The sequence below is a fragment of the Fibrella rubiginis genome (assembly GCF_017353185.1).
GTDB classification, from domain to species: Bacteria; Bacteroidota; Bacteroidia; order Cytophagales; family Spirosomataceae; genus Fibrella; species Fibrella rubiginis.
The window spans coordinates 129,531-150,903 of sequence record NZ_JAFMYV010000004.1 but is presented as its reverse complement, the minus strand read 5'-3'; the positions used below and the strand labels follow the sequence as shown (position 1 = coordinate 150,903).

Genomic DNA, 21,373 nt, shown 5'->3' with positions numbered 1-21,373 from the left:
CGCAGGAAGAGGCTTTTTTGCTATGGCCATACTCTGTATTAAAGGCTCAGTACCGCCCTTGCCTGTTGTTCGTCCTGATGCAGTTGTTCCATCAGCGCGGGCAGTCCGTTGAATTTTTGTTCGGGACGTAAAAATGCCCGAAAACGTAATGTCATGTGTTCGCCGTAGATGTCTTTGTCGAAGTCGAACACGTATGTTTCGATGGTCTGGTGTTCACCCGCCACGGTAGGCCGAAACCCGATGTTGAGCATGCCGCCATAGGTCTGCCCGCCCTGCTCTACGTCTACGGCATAGACGCCATTGGCCGGAATCAGCTTCACGGCATCATCTACCTGCATATTCGCCGTAGGGAAACCAATGGTGCGGCCCAGTTGGCGACCTTTCACAATGGTGCCCGTTAAGGAATATTCACGGCCCAGAAAGCGAGTGGCAGCCTCAATATTTCCCTCCGACAGTGCCGTGCGGATCTTCGATGAACTGATAGCCACCGCCTCCAGATCCTGCCGGGGGATTTCTTCTACTTCGAATCCGTATTCGGCCTGATGCGCCTGAATATAGTCGAACCCCCCCTCGCGGTCACGGCCAAAACGGTGATCGTAGCCAATGACCAGCTTTTTGGTACCCAGGGCGTCGATCAGGATTTGGCGGATAAACTCTTCCGACGTGAGCTGCGAAAATGACCGCGTGAACGGAATGACGACGAGGTGGTCAACACCGGCCTCTTCGAGCAACGCGATCTTCTCGTCTAGCGTAGATAGCAAGCGTAAATCCTGACTGTCGTTAGACACCACCGTTCGGGGGTGGGGCCAATAGGTCATCACCACCGATTGCCCACCAGCCTGGTTGCGGGCTACTTCATTGAGACGTTGCAAAATTTTCTGATGGCCCAAATGCACACCATCGAACGTGCCGCTGGTCACAACGGCGTAGGGGAGGGGTGTCAGGCTATCGATACCACGATGGACGATCATAGAAAGAATAGTCTGGACAGTCGTAGGGAGGAGTCCTGTTAGTCTGGAAAGTCAGTTAAAAGAAATGACTTTCCAGACTAACAGGACTCCTCCCTACGACTGTCCAGACCGATTTAAATACTGGTCAATAAACCCGTCTACTGTCTGAGCGTCTTTTACCTCAAACTCACCAATGCGGGTGCGACGCAGGGCCGACATGTAGGCGCCATTGTTGAGTAAAAGGCCCAAATCACGCACCAAACTGCGAATGTATGTGCCTTTGGAACAGACAATGCGAAAGTCGATAGTCGGGAAATCGTTGGTCATCACGTTGAATTCGGAGACCGTGACGGTGCGGCTTTTAATACCCCCATCAACCTGATCGGCGGTTTCGCCGCGCCGTGCCCGTTCGTAGAGCCGTTCGCCGTTGACCCTGATGGCCGAATAGATGGGCGGAATCTGCTGGATTTCGCCGGTAAGTTGCGCAGCGGCATCGCGGATCATCTCGGGCGTGATGCCCGTCACGTCAAACTCCCCGTCGAAGTCAGTTTCGAGATCAACGGAGGGAGTTGTTTTGCCCAAAACAAGCGTGCCGGTATACTCTTTTTCCTGTGCCTGGTAGCTGTCTATCTGCTTGGTCATTTTACCCGTACACAGGATCAGCAGTCCCGTAGCCAGGGGGTCGAGCGTACCGGCATGGCCAATTTTTTTGATTTTGCAGGCCCGGCGAATTTTATTGACCACATCAAAGGAGGTCCATTCGCGGGGCTTGTCAATCAGAATTAATTGGCCAGGCTCAGGGGCGGGCTGGTTGGGGTCCATGCGTTCTTCTACAAAATGTCAATCTTCACTCCCGCCGCCAGAAGCCCCAGAATGGCTAACCCGACCACAATGCGGTAATAGCCAAATACTTTAAAGCCGTACTGATTTAGAAAGCCGACAAAGGCCCGGATAGCCAGCAGTCCCACCACGAAGGCAATGGCATTGCCAATAATCAGGGTCTGATAATCGGTTGGTTGCAGCAGCTTGTAGGTCTTCAGAAGTTTGTAGCCCGACGCGGCAGCCATGGTGGGTACGGCCAGGAAAAACGAAAACTCGGCCGCCTGCTGACGCGTGAGTCCCTGGGTCATACCACCAATGATGGTAGCTGCTGACCGCGACACGCCGGGAATCATGGCGATACACTGGAAGAAGCCTACTTTCAGGGCTTCGGGGAACGTGATATCATAGTCGCGTTTCACGTTCTGATCGAGCAGGCGATCAATGAAGACGAGCACGATACCACCCAGCACGAGCGAAACGGCTACCGTTGTTACGCTTTCCAGTAAACTGTCGATGAAGTCGTTGAGCAGGAAGCCAATAATAGCAGCGGGCAGAAAGGCCACGAGTAGTTTCAGGTAAAAGTCGAGCTGTCCCGACACAGGACCAATCATATTTTGTAGCCCCTGTGGCAGGGCGTTATACCAGGCCATGTCTTCGCGGGTGCGGGTGTCGCGCAGAAAGCGGCGGTAGTAGAGCACCAGCACGGAAAGGATACAGCCAAATTGAATGTCGACGGTGTAGAGCTTGGTAAATTCGTTGCCACTGATGCCCGCCAGCGACGAGTAGATAATCATGTGGCCGGTAGACGAAACGGGCAGAAACTCAGTCAGGCCTTCGATGATGGCCAGCATAATGGCATGAAACAAACTCATAGGAGCAGCGGCAGTGAAGCGTTGAAACAGGCCGCAAAGCTACAATGCAGCGACACGGCTACCTATAAAAAATCGCCACACGGCCCGAACCAGCGTCAACGCTTCGTTCAGACCGTGTGGCGATCAATAGGTTAACCCGTCCCGCTAGGCTTCGGTACGGGCTGGTTTTTTCAGAATGGCAAACAACTCAATGATGAAGCCGGTCATGACCACAATAGGCCCCAGCGTGAGGCCAAGGAAGCCAAAACCGAACTCTTCTTTGTCGAGGCTCATAATGAAAAAGCCAAGCAGCAGTACCACAATGCCAGCCACCATAAGCTGGTAGTTTACTTTGCCGAAGGGCATCATCGCCGTGGGTACAGCAGGTGTAGCGGGCTTGGCGAACGTTGTTTGAAACTCGGGTTTTGCCGCTCCACGCTTGGGCGGGCTTACGCGCATCGTTTCCATAATGGTTGTCTTTTGTGTCAGTATAATTCGTTCAGGGTCAGGCCCAAGTAGCGGTTTACGGCCTGAAACGTACTCAATAATCCAATCAGCATACCCAGCACTATTAACCCTCCTGCCAACATCAGCAACTGTAACGGATCGGTCAGGACCGTCAGCTCAGGCAGGCTAAACAGGGCTGCATACCAGCCTATGCACAGTACCGTCGCGGCAATCAACCCCGCCACAAGGCCCTGGGTGAGGCCCCGCACCAAAAAGGGTTTGGTGATGAACCCGTTGGTGGCCCCCACCAACTGCATACTCCGAATGAGCAGCCGCTGCGAATACAGCGCGAGCCGGATGGTGTTGTTCATCAACACGATAATGATAATTAACAATACCAGCGCAAAACCGGCCATCACGGCGTATATTTTTGTGATATTACGGTTGATGTTATCCACCATGTTTTCGGGGTAGACCACCTCAAAAACGCCATCCATCTTCTCCAGGGCGGCTTTTACTTCTTTCAATTTGTCTTCGGCGAAATACGTTTCGCGCAGACGAATACGGTAGCTGGCGTGCAGCGGATTATCGTTCAGGAAACGGGTGAAATCTTCTTTCGTTTCGGCAATGAACTCTTTTGCGGCGGCTTCCTTCGACACGTACCGTACTGAAGTGGCCTTGTCGGCCAGGACAAATGGCTCCTGGGCAATCTTGTCGGCCAGAGCCAGTCGACTTGTTGAGTCAAGGTCATTGTCTAGAAACGCCCGCACCTCATTGCTTTCACGTACCTGTGTCACCAGCCGTTTCGACTGCACGGCCAGCAGTCCACATGCCCCGATCAGCAACAACGCCAGGGTCAGGCTAAACAAGATCCGCCCGGTGGGGTAGGCTCCTACATTCTTCTTTTTACGCGCCATTGAACAAAAATAAACCTTCTCTGTAAACCAAACGGTTTTCACCGGGCAACCGTCTGGTGAATTAGGAAAAATTAACGCCGATGTCTAACGGAGCGATTTGCTCCGTTAGACATCGGTTACTTCAACGCTGTCAGGGCCTGATAAACCAGCACTTTAAACCGGTCGTTGAGGTCGCCGTAGGAGTTGGGCACTTTCTGGGTGATGATCAGACCAATAACGCCCTGCTGTGGGTCGGCCCAGTAGTCGGTGCCAAAGAACCCGCCCCAACTGAATGACCCTACCGAAACGGGCAGCTTGGCTGCTCCGGCGGGCGATGCAATGGCAAAGCCCAGCCCGAACTTGTTGTCACCCACGTTGAGCGCGCCAATCTGATTTTGCAGCATCAGCCGCACGGTGGCTGGTCCCAGAATTTGCCTGCCGTTGTAGCTGCCGTTGTTGAGCATCATTTGCAGGAAAACGGCGTAATCAACGGCGGTTGATGACAGTCCCGCCCCACCTGAGTAATAGGTACCCGCCTGCTTGGGGTAGTCGGGCGAGATGCCGCCCTGCATAGGCATGGGGATTACTTCTTTGGTTTTGTTTTCGGTGAAGAGCGTGGCCAGCCGGTTTTGCTTGGCGGCGGGCAGATAGAAATAGGTGTCGTTCATACCCAGCGGCTCGAAAATACGGGTGCGGAAAAACTGGTCGAGTGGTTGGCCCGACACCACTTCCACCAGGTAGCCCAGCACGTCGGTACTCAGGCTGTATGTCCACTTTTCGCCGGGGTTATGCATCAGGGGCAGTTTCGCCAAGGCCGGAATACTCACCGACAGGCTGTTCATGGGTGTGCCAATACCACTGGGAATACCCGCTTTAGCATAAATCGCGTTGGCCTCTTTGGTACCGATGCTCGTGTAGCTAATGCCCGACGTATGGGTCATCAACTGCCGAATCGTGATCTCACGGGTGGCGGGTTTGGTGGTGTAGCTCGAATCGGTCTCGTTGAATTTGTCGATCACCGTGGGGTTTTTAAACGCCGGAATGTATTTGGAAACGGGCTCGTCGAGCAGGATGCGGCCTTCTTCAAACAGCATCATGGCGGCCACGGTGGTAATGGCTTTTGTCTGCGAGGCAATCCGGAAGATAGCGTCGCGTTTCAGTGGCATTTTGGTAGCCGGGTTATCCATGCCGAACGCTTTGTGGTACACGATTTTGCCGTTGCGGGCCACCAGCGCAATGATACCCGCCTGTTTGCCCTGGTCGACGTACTCCTGCAACACCCGGTCGATGCGGGTGAGGCGGTCGGCACTGACGTTCACCGAAGCAGGCGTTGCTTCACTCAGCGTGAAGGGCTGTGCCCGGCACAGGGCAGGCAGCAGGAGAAAAAGTAGTACTGCTCTTTTCATGGATTCAGGAAGTTGTGGTAAGGCAGGTGAGGCTACTCTTTATAAATTTTGTAGGCCGTTTTTTCAACGATACCCTTGGGCAACAACCACGCGGCAAAGGCACCCACTTTGTTGATTGCCCCGGTGATGATTTCAGCTTTACCGGCAAACATACCAGCTACCGACTGTTTCGCAACGGATTCGGGTGTCATCGTGATTTTTTTGGCGGCGTCGCGGGCTTTCTGGTTGATCTGCGCCCGGTCGTTGAAACCCGTATCGGTGGCACCAGGACTCACGCAGGTCACGCTCACCCCCGAACCGGCCAGTTCGTGGTGGAGGCCCCGACTGAAATTGAGCACAAACACTTTAGTAGCCGCGTAGAGGCTCATGCCCGGCAAAGCCTGGTAGGCTGTAGACGAGGCAATATTCAAAATATACGCTTTCGACTGCTGCCGAAGTTGGGGTAAAAACAACTGGGTCAGGGCTACCAGCGTAGTCATGTTCACCTGCATCATCGCCAGATTTTCGGCCAGCAAATACTGCTCGAACTGGCCGCTAAGGCCATAGCCGGCATTATTGACCAGGATAGACACGGCATACCCATTGGTTTGGCACCAGTCGAACACCTGCTGCGGGGCATCGGGAGTGGCCAGATCTATGGCCAGCGTCTGCACCGAAACGCCCTGTTTCCGGCTAAGATCAGCGGCAATCGTTTCAAGTGCCGAACCCGAGCGGGCTACCAGTAACAGGTTGTATTTCCGGCTGGCGAGTTCGGTGGCGATAGCCTGGCCAATACCGCGGCTGGCACCAGTGATGAGTGCGTAGGTCATAAAAAAAGTCTAAGGTCTAAAGTTTGGCAGTCTAACGTTGCACTGCCAATAGACAGGCTTCTTCGACGACGGAACTTTAGACCTTAGACGCTTGAACTTGAAACGGAATTAGATATTTACTTTCTGAATGAAGCGGTGGTAGAACGGGGTTTTGCTGAACTCGTTCTTAGGCTTGTATTTACCCGTTACCACCGGCACGTACATCACGCGGCGGCGGCTGGCTTCGCCCAGGTGTGGTGACTGCTGTACGCGGTGCCAAATGCGGCCATCGTGCACGGTCAGATCACCGGCCTGAATGTCGAGGCCTACTTCGCGCGGATCGGGGTTATTGTCAACAAAGTATTTCTTGCCAAACAGCATGCGGAACGTACTCTGCTTGTGGGTGCCGGGCAATACGCGCAGGCCACCGTTTTCCATGGGGCAATCGTCGAGGTGGATACCCACGTTGAGCATCGGCATGATCCGCTGACCCAGGAAAATGTCGCGGGGGCTATCCGTATGCCAGCCCATTTGCGAGTACTGGCTCGACGGGGTGCGCACGTAATTGTTCAACACCAGCCCGTCTTTTTCGTTTTCGCCCATGCGGCCTTCGTAGGGCTGCAACAGATCGGTAATAACCTGTAGGCGAGGGTCTTGTAAGAATTCGTGCAACACGTCGCTGTAGTGCGACAGGAAGCATGAACGCTGAATAACCTTGTTATTATTTTCGTCGCGTCCGAATTTGAGGGGAACGCCGTTTACCTTATCGCGCCCTTCAGCAATCCATTCCTGCTCAATCCGGGCTAGTTCACTAAGAAAAAGCGTAACGGTGTCGCGCTTTATGAAATTGGGGAAAACGATAATACCATGCTTATCAAAGAATGCTTTCTGCTCGTGGGTGAGGGTTTCGCCCAACTCAAAACGGGGGCATTGCAATTTTTTCATATTGATGACAAGTCAGCAAAAGTTGTACGAAGTGGCTTTTAGCTCTCGGTTCAAGGTCTAAATTAAGTACAAGAATTTGGTTCGGCCAAACTCTTTTTTACGAATAGACTCATTCCGGGATTGAATGCGAATTTGATTAGACGAGATCGTTCCAGCAGTACAAATGTGATACAAAATCGAGTGAATCAGGCTTTAATCAACGTTAAAATTAACTGCCGTCGGCGCGTAATAGTCCAATTTTAGACCAATCAACTACACGACTGGTAGATTACTTATTTACCGTTGGTAGTACTAACGTAACGCCCAAGCTCAACGTTCGAGTCATAAACAAACCCGTTTATTGGCAGTTGTTAACTTGTTTTTAATAACAACTCAACATAAACGAAAAACTGTCATGGGTATCTTAACATCAATCCTCGTAGGCGCCGTTGCAGGCTGGTTAGCTGACCTGGTTTTCAAGCGGTTCTCATTCTCACTCCTGGTCGAAATCCTGCTTGGCATTGCCGGTGGTATTGTCGGTGGTTTCGTGTTCGGCAAATCGACCAGCCTTTTGGACGCTATTCTGACCTCATTCGTGGGTGCCATAGCTATTTTGGGTATTGCCGCACTTATAAAGGGAAGCACCAGCCGGGCATCTTAGTAGTTTTCAGTTTCCGGTACGTTTTTCTAACCCGGCTCAGGAAGCATACTTCCGGGGCCGGGTTAGTCCGTTTTAAGGCTGGAGGTTATTATTCTATCCTACTTGTAGTGTCGGCTGGTGAGCATTGTTGCGTTCGTCATGCTACATTCGCGATTGCCAAATCTCTCAAACGTTCAACGCAACCTTCCTACGCATGTCGATCACGACCCGCCTTCAATTGTCGGCCATGATGTTTCTCCAGTTTTTTATGTGGGGAGCCTGGTACGGACAAGTTACCAAATACATGGAGAAAACGATGGGCGCCACCGGCGTACAGCAGGGTGCCGCCTTCGCCACGTTTTCGCTCGCCATGCTGGCCGCGCCCTTCTTCGTGGGCATGATTGCCGACCGGTATTTTGCGGCTCAGCGCGTACTTGGCATACTGAATTTGCTGGGAGCTGCCGTACTCTATTTCCTCATCGACGTGCACGATGCCGACCAGTTTTTCTGGATTTTATTGGTCTACTGCCTCACTTTCGCCCCCACGCTGGCCCTGACGTCGTCTATTGCCATGCAGCAGATGAGCAGCCCCGAAAAGCAGTTTCCGGGCATTCGGGTGCTGGGCACGCTGGCCTGGATTGCCGTGACCAACATCATCGGTTACTACGGTCTTGGCGATAAGGTCGAGATTTTTAAGCTGTCGATGTATACGTCGCTGGCGTTCGGCATTTTCTCATTTTTCCTGCCCAACACCCCACCCAAGGCCACCCAAAGCACGTCGCTGGGGCAAATTCTGGGTCTCAATGCCTTTAAGCTGTTCAAAGACCGGTCGTTTACGATTTTCTTTATCTCGTCGGTGCTGATCTGTATTCCGCTGTCATTCTACTATGCGATGGCTAACCCCGCGCTGACAGATTCGGGCCTGAAAAATGTAGAAAACGTAATGTCGCTGGGGCAGGTGTCGGAGGTGGGCTTCATGCTGCTGATTCCGCTGGCGTTCATGCGGCTGGGCGTAAAGAAAATGCTGATTGTAGGGCTGATTGCCTGGATCGCGCGCTTCCTCTTTTTTGGCTTTGGTAATGCCGAGGCGGGCGTCTGGATGTTTTACCTGGCTATCATCCTGCACGGCGTGTGTTACGATTTCTTCTTTGTCACGGGCCAGATCTACACCGATAATAAGGCGGGAGACGATATCCGGTCGTCGGCCCAGGGGCTGATCACGTTGGCTACCTACGGTATCGGCATGAGCATTGGCTCGTATCTGTCGGGTGCGGTGAAGGACTGGGCCAAAACGGCTACCGGCATCGACTACCTCAAATTCTGGACCGTGCCCGCCGTTATTGCCGGGGTGGTGCTGCTGCTGTTCGTGTTCTTTTTCACTGACAACAAAAAGCCCGTCCCCAGCGAAGGCGAACTGGTAACGGGACCGCTTTGAGTTTTTAATTTGGAGTTTTTTGTTGCTTTGTCGGCGTACCCCCCGCCCTAAAGGGGGGTACGCCGACAAAGCAACAAAAAACTGACAACTAAACCCCCGGTTCCTGCTGGCTCAGGCAATGGAAACTGCCCAGTCCCCAGACGATTTCGGTGGAGTCGATGCCGATGATCTGGCGGCCGGGGAAGCAGCCCTCGATGATGTCGAGGGCTGGTTGGTCTTTAGCGCAACGGAACGTAGGTACAATCACCGATTTGTTGGTAATCAAAAAGTTAGCGTAAGAAGCGGGTAGCCGCTGCCCGTCGCTCACTACGGGGTCGGGCATGGGTAGCTCGATGATGTTGAGCGGCTTGCCGTTGAGCAGGGTCATTTGCCGAAGCTCGTGGTGGATCTCCTGCAAGGGCGCGTAATTAGCGTCGGCGGGGTTGTGTTCAATCGCGGCCAGGACCGTGTCTTCATTCACAAAACGGACCGTATCGTCGATATGGCCGTCGGTGTCGTCGCCTACGATGCCGTCTTCTACCCACAGAATTTGCTGCACACCGTAGTAGTCGCGGAGGTACTGCTCGATCTGCGCCTGGGTGAGGTTGGGGTTGCGGTTTTTGTTGAGCAAACAAGCGCGGCTGGTGAGCAACGTTCCAGCCCCGTTGAACTCCACCGACCCGCCTTCCATAATGATACCCGGCGTCACGTAGTCCAGGTGCCGGTAGTGCGCAATGGCGGTCGGAATCAGGTTGTCTTTGTCGTAGGGCGGGTATTTGCCCCCCCAGGCGTTATAGCCCCAGTTGACAATCATACGCTCCTTTTTGGCGGGATTAATCAAGAACGCCGGGCCGTGGTCGCGACACCATGAGTCGTTGGAAGGGAAGGGGAGGAGCTTAATGCGGTCCATGTTGGCCCCGGCCATGAGCAGCCGCATCCGGGCCTGTTGCATAACCAGTTCGTTATGGGCGTTGATGCAGACGGGTTCACTATCGGCGATGGCTTTTATGAAATCCAGATAAGCGGGCATCATTAGTTCAAGGCGCTCCCGGCTCCACGACGCTTCGGTATGGGGCCAGGTGAGCCAGGTGGCGGCGTGGGGATGCCATTCGGCAGGAAAGAAAAACCCCTGTTGGGCGGGGGTGGGGGTTTCGTCCAGAAGGTTACTCATTGTGCGTAATCGGAGATATATTGCGGCATGGGCCACGGAAATTTTCGGTCAAAAATACAACATCATCGGTGCGCTATGCCTCGTCTGTTCATACTCCTGTTTTGCCTGCTGTCGCTTTATGGGGTTAGCCAACGCCGGGCTGTGGTACGCGATAATCAGCCGCAGCTAGTGCACTTTTTTCCGCAGTTGGGGCCCGCCGGCTCCATCAACTATTTTCGGGCTGGTGATGACGAGTTTTTCAAGCAGTACACCTCCTGGGCCGATCTGGCCGAACGGAGCTACACAACGAAACACCCCATTTTCCTGCAACTAGTACTCGACACCGCTGGTCAGCTACCTACCGACTGGGCCGTGCTACGGCGCGTACAACATGTGCATTCACTGAATTTGTCATTGCCTAACCGCTTCTCGCCTGCTGCCCTCGACTCGCTGCTTCACGCCCTGGCTAACTGGCCCGAACTGGTCCACATTAACATTGGATCGGATCGGAATAGTCAAGCTAAAAATCGGCCTACGCCCGGCAGAACCGCAACGCGCAGTGAGGTTAAGTTGAGTACAGTGCGGTCGGCAACCTTCTTCGGCACGGGCGACGAACTGGCGGAATGTATCAACCTTTTGGTGCATTGCCCTTCGCTGAGGCAATTGACGATCAATGGGATGGTTAACGCGCAAAAGCCGCTGCCGTTGCCTGCCCAACTGGCTCAACTCACCCAGCTACAGACCTTGCACCTGAGCAACGGCAGTGGCGTATCGAACCTCGACAGCGCGTTTGCGGGCCTTTCGCAGCTTACGTCGCTCTACATGACCAACACCGGCGACGGTCCTATACTGACGAAAGCACTGAACCGGTTGCCCAACCTGCGCAAGCTCGAACTGCGCTTCGGCATCACCGATGCAGCGCTGGGTGGGCTGGCGCTGGGCAACCTTCGCCAGCTCGATACGCTGGACCTGCATTTCATTATTGGTACGCGTTTTCCCATCGACTCGGTGCTGGCGGGGGTATCGTCGTTAAAGGCGGTAATTCTGGAAAACGGCCTGCTCTCCACCCTCGACTGGATGGCCGATAACCCCAGTCTTCGGGCGCTGGAGCTAACGGGCTGTCGGTTTCCGCCCTCGCGCCGGTCGTTGGCGGCGCTCACCCAACTCGAAACCATTTCGGTCGACCAGTCTGATTCGCTGGGGGTGTTTCCCGAACAATTTACCACGCTGCCCAACCTGCGTGAATTGAGCATCCCCGATGCGCAACTGACTACGTTGCCGGCCAGCATCGGAGCCATGACGTCGCTCACGGCATTGAATCTGTACCACAACAAATTGCGCACGTTACCGGCTGAACTGGGGAGGCTCAAGGCGCTGAAACGGCTGAATTTGGGTAACAATCAGCTTGCTGCCTTACCCGACGCGTTGCTGCATCTGCCGTCGCTGGAAAGTCTGGCGCTGTATGACAACCAACTGAATAGCCTGCCCGCTGGCATTGGCCAACTGCTTCGGTTACGGCACCTGTTTTTGTCGAACAACCAGCTGTCGATTCTGCCCGATGAACTTGGTCAGTGCCGAAAACTACTGTCGCTGGTGGTAGACAACAATCCGCTGTCAACCCTGCCCGAAACCATTGGCAAGCTGGATTCGCTCCAGACCCTTACCCTCACCGACACCCGGCTGCGGGCCTTGCCCGCTTCTGTTGGGCAGTTGACCAACCTGCGTACACTGACCGTTTCCGGCGGGCGGCTGACATCGTTGCCCAATGAACTGGGTAACTGCCAAAAGCTAGACCGGCTGGTGCTCAAGGATAGTTCGCTGACGGTGTTGCCAGCTAGCCTGGCTTCGTTGAAAAAGCTCACGGTACTTAGCCTGACATTGCCCCAGCTGCGGGTGCTGCCCGATGATATTACGCACCTTGCCAACCTGAGCGAGCTAACGATTCAGATGCCTCAATTGCTGGTGTTGCCCAACGAGCTGGGTAAGCTGACCAACCTCCGCGAACTGACGGTCCGCAGCCGGAAATTGCTTGGCTTACCCAACAGCCTCGGTCGACTTAACCGACTGACCAAACTGCATATTGACGGCGAAATGGCCCCGGAGGCTAGTCAGCCGTTTGGCGCTATGGAACTGCTTCCCGACAGCATCGGCTTCTGCACCGGGCTGACGGACATACGCATCGAGAATCAGCAGGCGTTCGATGGTACCGATGCCATCCGTAAAACCGCCCGGCTACCCAAGCTCAATCGGCTGAGCATGGTCCGTTGCGGCATCGATCAACTGGCCGATATTGACTGGGAAACGGTGCTGTTCAGTAGCTTGTATCTGGAGGAAAATAACCTCCGCACGGTGCCAGATGCCCTTCTAGCTGCCCCCAACCTGCAATCGGTTAACCTGGTTGGCAACACCCGCTTACCGACAGGCCTAAGCCAGATTTTTTTGAATAAGGAGACGCTGAGAAAAGCCCTGTCTGAGGCCAGCAGGCAGCGGTAAGGTGTCAAGGGATTGGCTACGCGCTGATAGGCTACGCGCTGATAGGCTTCGCGCGGGTTGGCTTCGCGCTCTAGGCCCTTCGACAAGCTCAGGGTGACAGGAAACTAGAATCAATTTACCTGAACTGCATTAGATGGGCTGTCACCCTGAGCTTGTCGAAGGGCAACCCGCGCGAAGCCAACCCGCGCGTAGCCAACCTGGCGCCAACCAGCACGACAAGCCGACCCTTCACACCTTCTTTTACAGACCCATAGCCTGCAGCATGCCCGCATCCACCACCTGCCCCAGCTTCTGCGCCTGTTGAGCACTGGCTTTGGCCTCTGCTATGTTGCCCGTTTTCTGATAGGCATAGCAGGCATACAACTGCGCCTGACCGTTGGCGGGATTCAGCGAAATAGCCCGCTGGCAGGCGGCAATGGCATCGGTATATTGTTTGTTTTGCAGAAACGCCGCGCCCAAATTCGTCCACAAAACCGGGTTCTGACCGTCGAGCAGGCCCGCTTTCTGGTAGTGCCGGATGGCTTCGGGATACTGTTTGTTGGTGAAATAAGCCGAGCCCAGATTGACCCACGTGTTGAGGTAGGTCGAGTCGATTTTGAGCGAACGGGTTAGTAGCGGGATAGCGGCGGCAGGCTGGTTTTTACCCACTAGCGCGGTGCCTTTGATGGTGAGTGCCAACGCATTGTCGGGGTTTTCGCGGAGGAGAAAATCAGCGTCGGCGACGGCTTCGTCGGGGCGGTTCAGTTTCGAGAGCAAATAGGCCCGGTTGGCGCGGAACACTATGCGTGGGTCGTTGGCAACGGCCATGCTGTAATCGGCCAGGGCGTCTTCCAGACGGTCATTTTGTTCGTAAAACAGGCCGCGATTGCTGTAGGCCGTGGCTGAAAACGGCCCCGTTTTTAGCACGTCGGTCCAGAGCGTTTCGGCATTTTTCCAGATGCCCACGCGGGTGAAACTCAGGCCGGCAAAGGTTACTGAAAACACTGCTGCCATGCTCACTGCGGCCAGGCGGAGAGACGGGCGTCGCAGCCGTTGAATGGTCATGGCCACGGCAAAAAACAGCCCGATGTAGGCCACGTAAGTGTAGCGGTCAGCATAGGCGGCACTGCCCACCGCCTTGATGAGCTGCAACGTCAGGGCCAGGTTTACGACGAAAAAGGCCCCGCCAAAAAACCAGCATGCGGCATCACTTTTTGGTGCTAGCCGTACCTGCCGACCATACAGCCAGCCTAGCAGAGTCAGCCCCACCACACTAACAACCGTTGCTGCCAGAAAGAACCACGGGAACGCCGCGCCCGCCCCCGGACGGCCGTAGAGCGCCGACAAACCAACCGGCCAAACTGCCTTGGCTACGTAGTTAACCAGCGCGTAGCCACCCAGTTGAATGCGTTCCCAACCGCTGTAATGCTCGTTGATAGCCGCCGCCGATGCCTGCGACGCTAGCGTAAGCCAGCCCACGATGACCGACACCATAAAAAACGGAATGGTAGGCAGCATAGCCTTGACGGTGAGCTTGTTATCGTGCCAAAAAGTGATCAGAACAAGCACCACGGGCAGGATAACGGCGGCGGGTTTAGCCAGATTAGCCAGCACACCCGCCAGCAGGCTCAGCACCAGATAACTCCACGCTTTATGGTCCAGAAACCGCCAGTAGCTGATGAGCGACAGCAGGAAAAAAGCGGTATAGAGCACGTCTTTCCGCGCCGAAATCCACGCCACCGATTCCACATGCATGGGGTGAATGCCGAACCACAAGGCCACCAAAAAAGCCACCAGCCGGCTCCCGCCCGACCATTGCCAGCACAGGCCAAACACCAGCCCCACATTAAGCAGGTGCAACAGCAGATTCGTTTGGTGATACTGCCCCAGCGAGGTGTCGCCCAGCGCATGGTCGAGGCTGAGCGAGAGCATGGTGAGCGGGTGGCGGTTGCCCGAAATGACGGTAGTGAAATAGGCGCGCAACGGCGTTTTGCGCCAGTCGAGCAGGGGGTTATTCGTCAGGTAATCGGGGTCGTCCCAGTTGGTGATACCGTTGTGGACGGCGTTGATGAACACCAGACCCGTGATGAGCACGGCCAAGGCCGCCAAGCCAAAGGTGATGAAGCGAGAATGCATGGAGTGATGGGTTATTGGGCGAGTTACATCAACTTACGTGCCAGCCAGCAGCGCGTATATAGGTGAGGGGCCTTCGTAACCATCGGGGCGTTTAGGGAGTTTGGTAGTAGAGCCCTAATGGCTTAACTTGGTCATAAACCGCCCTTTTCCGGGCCGTAGCACTACATGAAAACGATTCTCTTTCCGACCGATTTTCTGGCCCAATCGCCCCTCACCGCCGACTACCTGCGGATGATGGCCAAGGCCTATGACGCTAAAATTATTGTCCTGCACGTGTATCAGCCCGTGGTGGCCGACGCCACGCTGCCCACGTTCAACGACCCCGGCGTTGGCACGGTAGCGGCTATGGACCTCGAAACCATCAGCCAGCAGCACCTCACCGATATGGTTGAACAACTCCGGGCGCAGGGCCTCGACGCCGTGGGTGAATGGCGCGTGGGGTCTATCGAAGACGAGATTGTAGACGCCGCCAAACTATATAACCCTGATTTGCTGATCACGCATCGCACCCCCGCTACCGGCTTTTTCGACCGGTTGGTAGGTAGTGCGGCCACCGACGTGGCCCGTCAGGCATCATGCCCGGTATTGTTTATTGGACAGAAAGAAGAGCGAGGGTCGGCGCATATCGGAACCGTGGCCTATGTGTTGCAGCAAGGTATCACCCAGCAAATCGTGACGGACCAGACCAAACCCATCATCGACGCGTTTGATGCGCACCTGACTGTGATTACGCCCGAACAGATCGACGAAACGCATCCTGATCTGTTTGTGGTCCAACGCAAAGAAACGGGCTTTCTGGGTGGCCTCATGGGCACCGATCCTACGGAAAAACTGCTGTCATCGGCGCAGGTACCAGTACTGGTTTTTCACGAACTGAAGTAGCCTGCTGCCGCCACCGGCTCAGTATGGTGCTCGCGTAGGTACGGCCCAGAGGCAACGTTTGCGTCGGCAGGGTAATGCCCGATGCTGACACCGAACAAACGTGCTGCCACGCTACCCAATACGATTTATGAATACGGACGAATTGATCGGGTGGGAACTGCCCGGTCAATTTCCCCACCGAACCCTTCACGATATGCCTGCCGGTGTCGGTGTACAGGACGGTGTAGTCTTTAAGCCCCTGCGCGTAGTAGATACCGTTGATGGGCAGGTGAATCCACTGCGTTCCCGATTTAATGAGTACAGTCTGGGTCGGTGAGGTTGCCGTTTGGCTGTCAGGTGCCACTGCCGGTTGCCCGACAGCAGAAGCACGGGCAATCAGCGTTGTAAGCAACAGGTACCAGGCAGTAGTCAGCAGGTTGTAGGGCAGGTTCTGCAACAAGCCGCGTCGGTATTGATCGCCAATGACGTAGCCAAACAGGTAGTGATCATATAGCCCCTGCGCTATCAGGTAGCCTATTACCGACACGCCGAGCAGCCCGACGTAGAGCCAGTATCTTTTTTTCTGATAAAATCGGGGACGCAGTACTTTGAGATGAAACTGGCAGAGAAGCAACAATAACCCAACCCGAATAATCGCGCATTCGATGAAGTGAGGTAGCCCGGCTTTCTGAATCAGGTATGTGCGTTCATAGAGAAAGATAAGCGTAATGGCCGTCCAGAACAGGCCCGTGAACTGGTTAACGCGAGTGGAGTGGCTACTGAAAAAAGGCATGGCGGATATAGAAAATCAGTATAAAACTAACCATTGCTGAGGTGGCCCCCTGCTATTTTAGACCAACGGCCAATAAGATAGACCAACTACACGTATGGGCCTTATCTACTTTATTGGGCGTTGGTCTACTGTTTTTGGGTGCAGCGATATAGCCGCATTGCTTTGCCAAAAAAACAATGCGGCTATGCGTCTTCTCCTGACTACTATGTGGTGTTGGCTGGTTATTCCAGCCCCCTTAATGGCGCAGCAAGCCGCCGCCAGCACCGTTGCCGAGCCGCCTACATGCGACTGTTGCGTGTTTGACGAACAACGACCTACCCATTGGCAAACGCGAGTTGCTCCGGATACCGCTACCGGTCAGCGGCTGCAACTGTCTGGTGTTGTCTACGAATCAGACGGACGTACCCCGGCCCGTAATGTGCTGATGTATTTTTACCACACCAACGCGTCGGGGCGGTACGCCAAACTGGGCACCGAACCGCGAACATCGCACGCCTGGTGGCATGGTTACTGCCGGGGGTGGCTCAAAACCGATCAGCAGGGACGTTACCAGATCAATACCATCCGGCCCGGTGCCTATCCTGACAAGCGCATCCCCGCGCATATTCATTTTTGGGTGAAAGCTCCTTCCCAGCGGACCTGTTATTACCTCAACGATTTTGTCTTTGCCGACGACCCGCTGCTCACGGAATCCTATTGGAGCAACGTCGAAGAGCAGGAGGGGTTTCTGCGCTACGATGGCGTTAAACTGGCCAAACGGGGCAACACACTGGTTGGTGGACGGATAATCAGGCTGTTGCCGCAGTATGACCGGGCGGGCAGGCAGTCAGGATTATTGGTGGGGGATGCTTGTCCTGCGTTCGATCCTCATCACGTTTGGGGTGCCGACCGGGGCAAACGTACCTGTCCCATGTGCGCCTACGGGCAAGGGCAGGGCGTACTAATCTGGACGCGCTCCATCCACTCCGATACAGTGCAGCGCCTGGTTCGGTTCTGGGAAACCGCGCTGGAGCGGCCTGCAGCAAAGCCAATGAGGGTATTTATGATTTATACCAATCCAGACAAGTTGCCTGCTAACCAGGTACAGCGCCAGCTTGAGCAGTTTGCCCAGGCAAATCACCTGCGCCACGTGGCCGTGCTGTATGTGCCTTCGCCAGCGCACAAAAGCACTGCATTTCTCTACAACATCAATCCCGCCGTTGGCACGACGCTGTTGTTCTACCGCCGCCGGACCGTAATTCACAACGTGGTGGACCCACCGGGCCGTGTTGCCGAGTTGAAGGAACAATGGTCATGGCTACAACAGTGAGGGGTTTTGGTAGGAGTAGCTTCGCGCTTGTGGCCCTTCGACAGGCTCAGGGTGACAGGCCAATAAGACAGATTCTTGAGTTGATTCAAGTTTTCTGTCACCCTGAGCCTGTCGAAGGGCCACAAGCGCGAAGCTACTCCTACCCTAATCATTCATTATAAAAATCAAAAAGGGCCACTCCTGCGCAGGAGTGGCCCTTTTTGATTTTTCTTCCTCATCCCGACGAGAGGAGCGGTCCGCCGTTGCGGGATTAGGAAGAAACACAAAACAGTAAGCTCCGTTACACAGCAGCCTCAGCGGCTTCGGCGCGTACTTGTGCCAATGGTTTCAGGTTGGCAGGAATTTCGGGCTCCAAGGCCTCGTAAGGCACCACTTCCAAAATGGGCGTCAGGTTGATATCGGTGATTTCAACGGGTACCAGCATCTGACTCAGGTTGTCGGTCAGGCGCTGATGGGCTTCGCGGAGGTTGGCTCCGTTGATAAGCATATTGCTCACAATCTTCTTCTGCCTTCCCTTGTCGTCTTCGGTCATGTAAAATGTTTTGCACTTGTACCAGTTGTCGCCGCCTTCGATGTGAAATACGTCGCTCAGGCGCATAGGGCGGATGGCGGTAACCTCAAAATCGGGCGTGTTGTCGGCAACGATGCGGTAGAGGCGAGCTTCAGCGTCGGTATAGGAAACAGCGTCGATGAGGTACGTTTCGTTGACGGTTTTCTGTTTGGGTGCTTCCGGCGAACCGTCTTTTTGGGTGTCAACGGCGACAGAATCGTCGGTTTGTTGGTAGCGTATTTTGCCGATAAACCAAGTTGGCATGGGTCTTTTACAGTTATCAGTGATCAATTATCAGCGAACAGCCAACACAGATAATTGATCACTGATGGCTGTTCGCTGATCACTGTAAAGATACTCAATCCTCCCGGTTACGTTGGTCCACGCGGCTGGCGCCGGAGGTGTTTTTGGTCAGGTTTTTTACGTCGTCGAAGCTGGCCCGGCTGGCCCCTGTAGCCGACACGTCGGCGGTTTGTACGCGCATCTGTCTGGCGTTGAGCTTGCTGGCTCCCGACAGAGCAGCCGTTACCTTATCGGCCTGTCCGCGCAGAATAAGTTGTGATGCCCCGGTCTGATCGGCCACCAGCGTTTTCACGTTCGTCTTCACCAGCGCCTTGCTATCGCCCGACAGGTCGATGGTCAGTTTATCGAGCGCGTCGAACTCGGTCATTCGGGCCTCTGAACCACCCGACAGCCGCAGGATTTCGAGTGAGGGGAGGGTAATGGTGATGCCCATACGCTGACCCTGGTCGTTGCCCCGTTGTTCAATGCGCAGTGTACCGTCTTCGTTGGTATGGCTTACGTTGGCCAGTGCTTCCTGACTGTTACCGTCGACTACGGCTTTGAGCTGGTTGCCTCTCTGAAAACGTACGGCGAAGTTGCCTGCAATAGCCACCGAGCGCGGTATGCCGTCGCTGGGGTTTGGTCCAAGATCCAGCGTCTTCGTTTCCGAGCCGTCGGTGTTCACGTCTACGTCGTCCGTGTCGCCCAACTCATCGCTCTCGTTGTTGTTAGTATCTTCTTTATCCAGCGTCCGCTCGAAGCCGATGCCTACCAGACCCGTTGACGTAAACTGCCACCGTTTGTTTTCGATGTTGTCGAACTCCTTGTTATCGAAGCGGTTCTGGATGAAATGCGCTGCATCGTTTGATAGGCGGAAGGGCCGTCCGTAGGGAATATAGACCGTTACGTTCACGTGCTGCCCCCGGAATTTAGCGTTGTCGGGTAGCAGAAATTCACGGCTGAATTTCACCAGTGAGTCGGTAACAACAGGCTTATATTGAATTAGTTGCGCCTGCGATTGCGCCTCCCGGCGACTGCTTCCGCGGGCCGAAGCGAGCGTGACAACCTTGATTTCGTTGCCAGTGTAACCCTGAAGCTCGATGTTGGGCCGGAAATTATTGTCATCATCGGCATTGTCCATCACAAACGTGGGCGTACCTGTCGGGTTAATCACCTGCGTTACTTCGGCGGTGCCGTTCTTGCTAAACTCACTGACCACCTGTGGCACCGTTACGGCCAAGATCACACCGCACAATACCCAGGCCCCCAACAGACTCAGACCTGCGCTGCTGCTGATCAATGCCTTACGCGTCATCACCAGCAGACCGGTTAGCGCCAGGCCCAGGCTGGGCAGAAAACCGACCCCAAATGCCGCCAGCAACGTTATGAAATTGCCATCTTCGCGTAGCAGCGACGTCCAGACCGGATCATCGCCGGGGCCGACATGTACCCCGTTGATGATGCCTACCCCAAAGCCCAGAAACACAAGACAGGTGATCATGAAACCAACGCCCATGCACAGCATGGTAAGCCCAAACAGGATGCGTAGCACGTTGCCCAACCCGCTGAGTGTGCCGCCCAGCAGCCGGCCGATGGCCTGAAAAATGGCGGCAATGGCCCGGAAGGGAAACAGCAGCAACTGCGTAAAACCACCCTCTGGGGCCGTTTCCGAAATGTTGAGGTTACTTTTTACGCTATGTTCGATGTTGCTGAGCGTGATGGGTTGTCCCGCCATTTCCATCTTCTGAGTGAGTGTACGGGCTTCCGGGGCCACCATCCAGACAATGATGTAGGCCAGCACACCAAAGCCGAATAAAAAGACACTGGCTACCATGGCAAACCGCACCACGCCGGTGTCCAGACCAAAATAAACGGCCAGACCGGATGCCACCCCGCCAAGTACTTTGTTGTCGGGGTTGCGGTAGAATTTCTTAATGCCTTTTTCTTCTTCCAGCGTGGTCACGCCGGGCAGGGAAATCCAGAGCATTATATAGACAAGCACCGTGATGCCGGAGAGCGACCCGAAGAAATCTTCGCTACCGTGCAGCGCACCGCCCAGGGCTGGAAAACCAATGACCAGACCGATCAGGAGCACGCGCATCCAGACGGGGTCGATGCGGAAATAATGGGCCAGTCCTGCTGCCACGCCACCCAGCGTTTTGTGGCGCAGATCGCGGGCTAGTTTGCGGCCATTGTAGTCGTAGGCAGTCTGCGCTTTGCCCGTGCTGGGGTCGTAATCAGCGTTGCTACTTCCGGCACTACTGCCATCGGTGGTTTGGCCCGCGCCCGGCCCGCTGCCATACGCGCCCGCCCGGGTGGTGCCAATGCGGGGTTGACTGGTTGAGGAGGCCGTCGTTGTTTTAGCCCGGCTGCCGCTGGCTACCAGAATGTCTTCGTTATCAACGGCTTCAAAGTCGGCTACGGTACCCATCTGGGCAATCAGGCCGTTGATATCTTCAATGGTAACGGCCTGTCGGGCAGGAATTTTATCGTCGCCTTTGAGGGTTTTGAGTAGCTTTTCGGCAATGCGGTTCTCAATATCCGTTACAATTTCCTGGCTGTCCTCGTAGGTTGAAAAATACTGCTGAATAGACGACAGATAGCCCTTAAGCTTCTCGTAGCCATCTTCTTCAATGTGGAATATTACCCCACTGATGTTGATGCTGATGGTCTTTTTCATGA

General features: G+C 54.8%; 18 protein-coding genes. 5 read left to right on the top strand and 13 right to left on the bottom strand.

Going from position 1 to position 21,373, the window contains the following annotated elements; genetic code table 11:
* Positions 1-38: 38 nt before the first annotated feature.
* From J2I47_RS09975 to J2I47_RS09940, 8 genes are all read right to left on the bottom strand, one after another.
* Complete coding sequence (locus J2I47_RS09975; protein WP_207364429.1) at positions 39-971, bottom strand: bifunctional riboflavin kinase/FAD synthetase; 933 nt, start codon at positions 969-971, stop codon at positions 39-41.
* A gap of 93 nt (positions 972-1,064) precedes the next feature.
* A complete protein-coding gene (gene truB / locus J2I47_RS09970) occupies positions 1,065-1,772 on the bottom strand; it encodes a tRNA pseudouridine(55) synthase TruB (protein ID WP_207364428.1) in 708 nt (235 codons plus the stop codon).
* 8 nt (positions 1,773-1,780) lie between these two features.
* Entirely contained in the window at positions 1,781-2,644 is an 864-nt protein-coding gene (locus J2I47_RS09965) for an undecaprenyl-diphosphate phosphatase (RefSeq protein ID WP_207364427.1), read from the bottom strand.
* A gap of 144 nt (positions 2,645-2,788) precedes the next feature.
* A complete protein-coding gene (locus J2I47_RS09960; protein WP_207364426.1) occupies positions 2,789-3,091 on the bottom strand; it encodes a DUF3098 domain-containing protein in 303 nt (100 codons plus the stop codon).
* Positions 3,092-3,108: 17 nt separating this feature from the next.
* Entirely contained in the window at positions 3,109-3,987 is an 879-nt protein-coding gene (locus J2I47_RS09955) for a cell division protein FtsX (protein WP_207364425.1), read from the bottom strand.
* A gap of 116 nt (positions 3,988-4,103) precedes the next feature.
* Complete coding sequence (locus tag J2I47_RS09950; protein WP_207364424.1) at positions 4,104-5,372, bottom strand: serine hydrolase domain-containing protein; 1,269 nt, start codon at positions 5,370-5,372, stop codon at positions 4,104-4,106.
* A 32-nt stretch (positions 5,373-5,404) separates the two neighbouring features.
* On the bottom strand, positions 5,405-6,181 hold the full coding sequence (locus tag J2I47_RS09945) for an SDR family NAD(P)-dependent oxidoreductase (RefSeq protein WP_207364423.1): 777 nt from the start codon (positions 6,179-6,181) through the stop codon (positions 5,405-5,407).
* A 108-nt stretch (positions 6,182-6,289) separates the two neighbouring features.
* On the bottom strand, positions 6,290-7,105 hold the full coding sequence (locus J2I47_RS09940; protein ID WP_207364422.1) for a phytanoyl-CoA dioxygenase family protein: 816 nt from the start codon (positions 7,103-7,105) through the stop codon (positions 6,290-6,292).
* 394 nt (positions 7,106-7,499) lie between these two features.
* On the opposite strand from J2I47_RS09940, the gene J2I47_RS09935 reads away from it, so the two are divergent.
* Complete coding sequence (locus J2I47_RS09935) at positions 7,500-7,745, top strand: GlsB/YeaQ/YmgE family stress response membrane protein (RefSeq protein ID WP_207364421.1); 246 nt, start codon at positions 7,500-7,502, stop codon at positions 7,743-7,745.
* 193 nt (positions 7,746-7,938) lie between these two features.
* Positions 7,939-9,159 (top strand): MFS transporter, encoded by a 1,221-nt coding sequence (locus tag J2I47_RS09930; RefSeq protein WP_207364420.1) that lies wholly within the window; start codon positions 7,939-7,941, stop codon positions 9,157-9,159.
* A gap of 88 nt (positions 9,160-9,247) precedes the next feature.
* Here the strand turns inward: J2I47_RS09930 and J2I47_RS09925 are convergent, their stop codons facing one another.
* Positions 9,248-10,309, bottom strand: coding sequence for an agmatine deiminase family protein (locus J2I47_RS09925; protein WP_207364419.1), 1,062 nt, complete (start codon positions 10,307-10,309; stop codon positions 9,248-9,250).
* Between the two features lie 75 nt (positions 10,310-10,384).
* Here J2I47_RS09925 and J2I47_RS09920 point away from each other — a divergent pair, with 75 nt between their 5' ends.
* Complete coding sequence (locus J2I47_RS09920) at positions 10,385-12,781, top strand: leucine-rich repeat domain-containing protein (protein WP_207364418.1); 2,397 nt, start codon at positions 10,385-10,387, stop codon at positions 12,779-12,781.
* Between the two features lie 240 nt (positions 12,782-13,021).
* Here the strand turns inward: J2I47_RS09920 and J2I47_RS09915 are convergent, their stop codons facing one another.
* Complete coding sequence (locus J2I47_RS09915) at positions 13,022-14,896, bottom strand: tetratricopeptide repeat protein (protein ID WP_207364417.1); 1,875 nt, start codon at positions 14,894-14,896, stop codon at positions 13,022-13,024.
* Between the two features lie 165 nt (positions 14,897-15,061).
* Here J2I47_RS09915 and J2I47_RS09910 point away from each other — a divergent pair, with 165 nt between their 5' ends.
* Positions 15,062-15,778, top strand: a complete 717-nt coding sequence (locus J2I47_RS09910) for a universal stress protein (protein ID WP_207364416.1) — start codon at positions 15,062-15,064, stop codon at positions 15,776-15,778.
* On the opposite strand, the gene J2I47_RS09905 is transcribed toward J2I47_RS09910, so the two are convergent.
* Positions 15,717-16,550, bottom strand: a complete 834-nt coding sequence (locus J2I47_RS09905; protein ID WP_207364415.1) for a LytR/AlgR family response regulator transcription factor — start codon at positions 16,548-16,550, stop codon at positions 15,717-15,719. The genes J2I47_RS09910 and J2I47_RS09905 overlap by 62 nt on opposite strands.
* A 184-nt stretch (positions 16,551-16,734) precedes the next feature.
* Between J2I47_RS09905 and J2I47_RS09900 the strand changes: the two genes are divergently transcribed.
* Positions 16,735-17,859, top strand: coding sequence for a dioxygenase family protein (locus tag J2I47_RS09900; protein ID WP_207364414.1), 1,125 nt, complete (start codon positions 16,735-16,737; stop codon positions 17,857-17,859).
* Between the two features lie 280 nt (positions 17,860-18,139).
* On the opposite strand, the gene J2I47_RS09895 is transcribed toward J2I47_RS09900, so the two are convergent.
* Entirely contained in the window at positions 18,140-18,673 is a 534-nt protein-coding gene (locus J2I47_RS09895) for a DUF4494 domain-containing protein (protein WP_207364413.1), read from the bottom strand.
* Positions 18,674-18,767: 94 nt separating this feature from the next.
* A complete protein-coding gene (locus J2I47_RS09890) occupies positions 18,768-21,371 on the bottom strand; it encodes a PspC domain-containing protein (RefSeq protein ID WP_207364412.1) in 2,604 nt (867 codons plus the stop codon).
* Positions 21,372-21,373 lie beyond the last annotated feature (2 nt).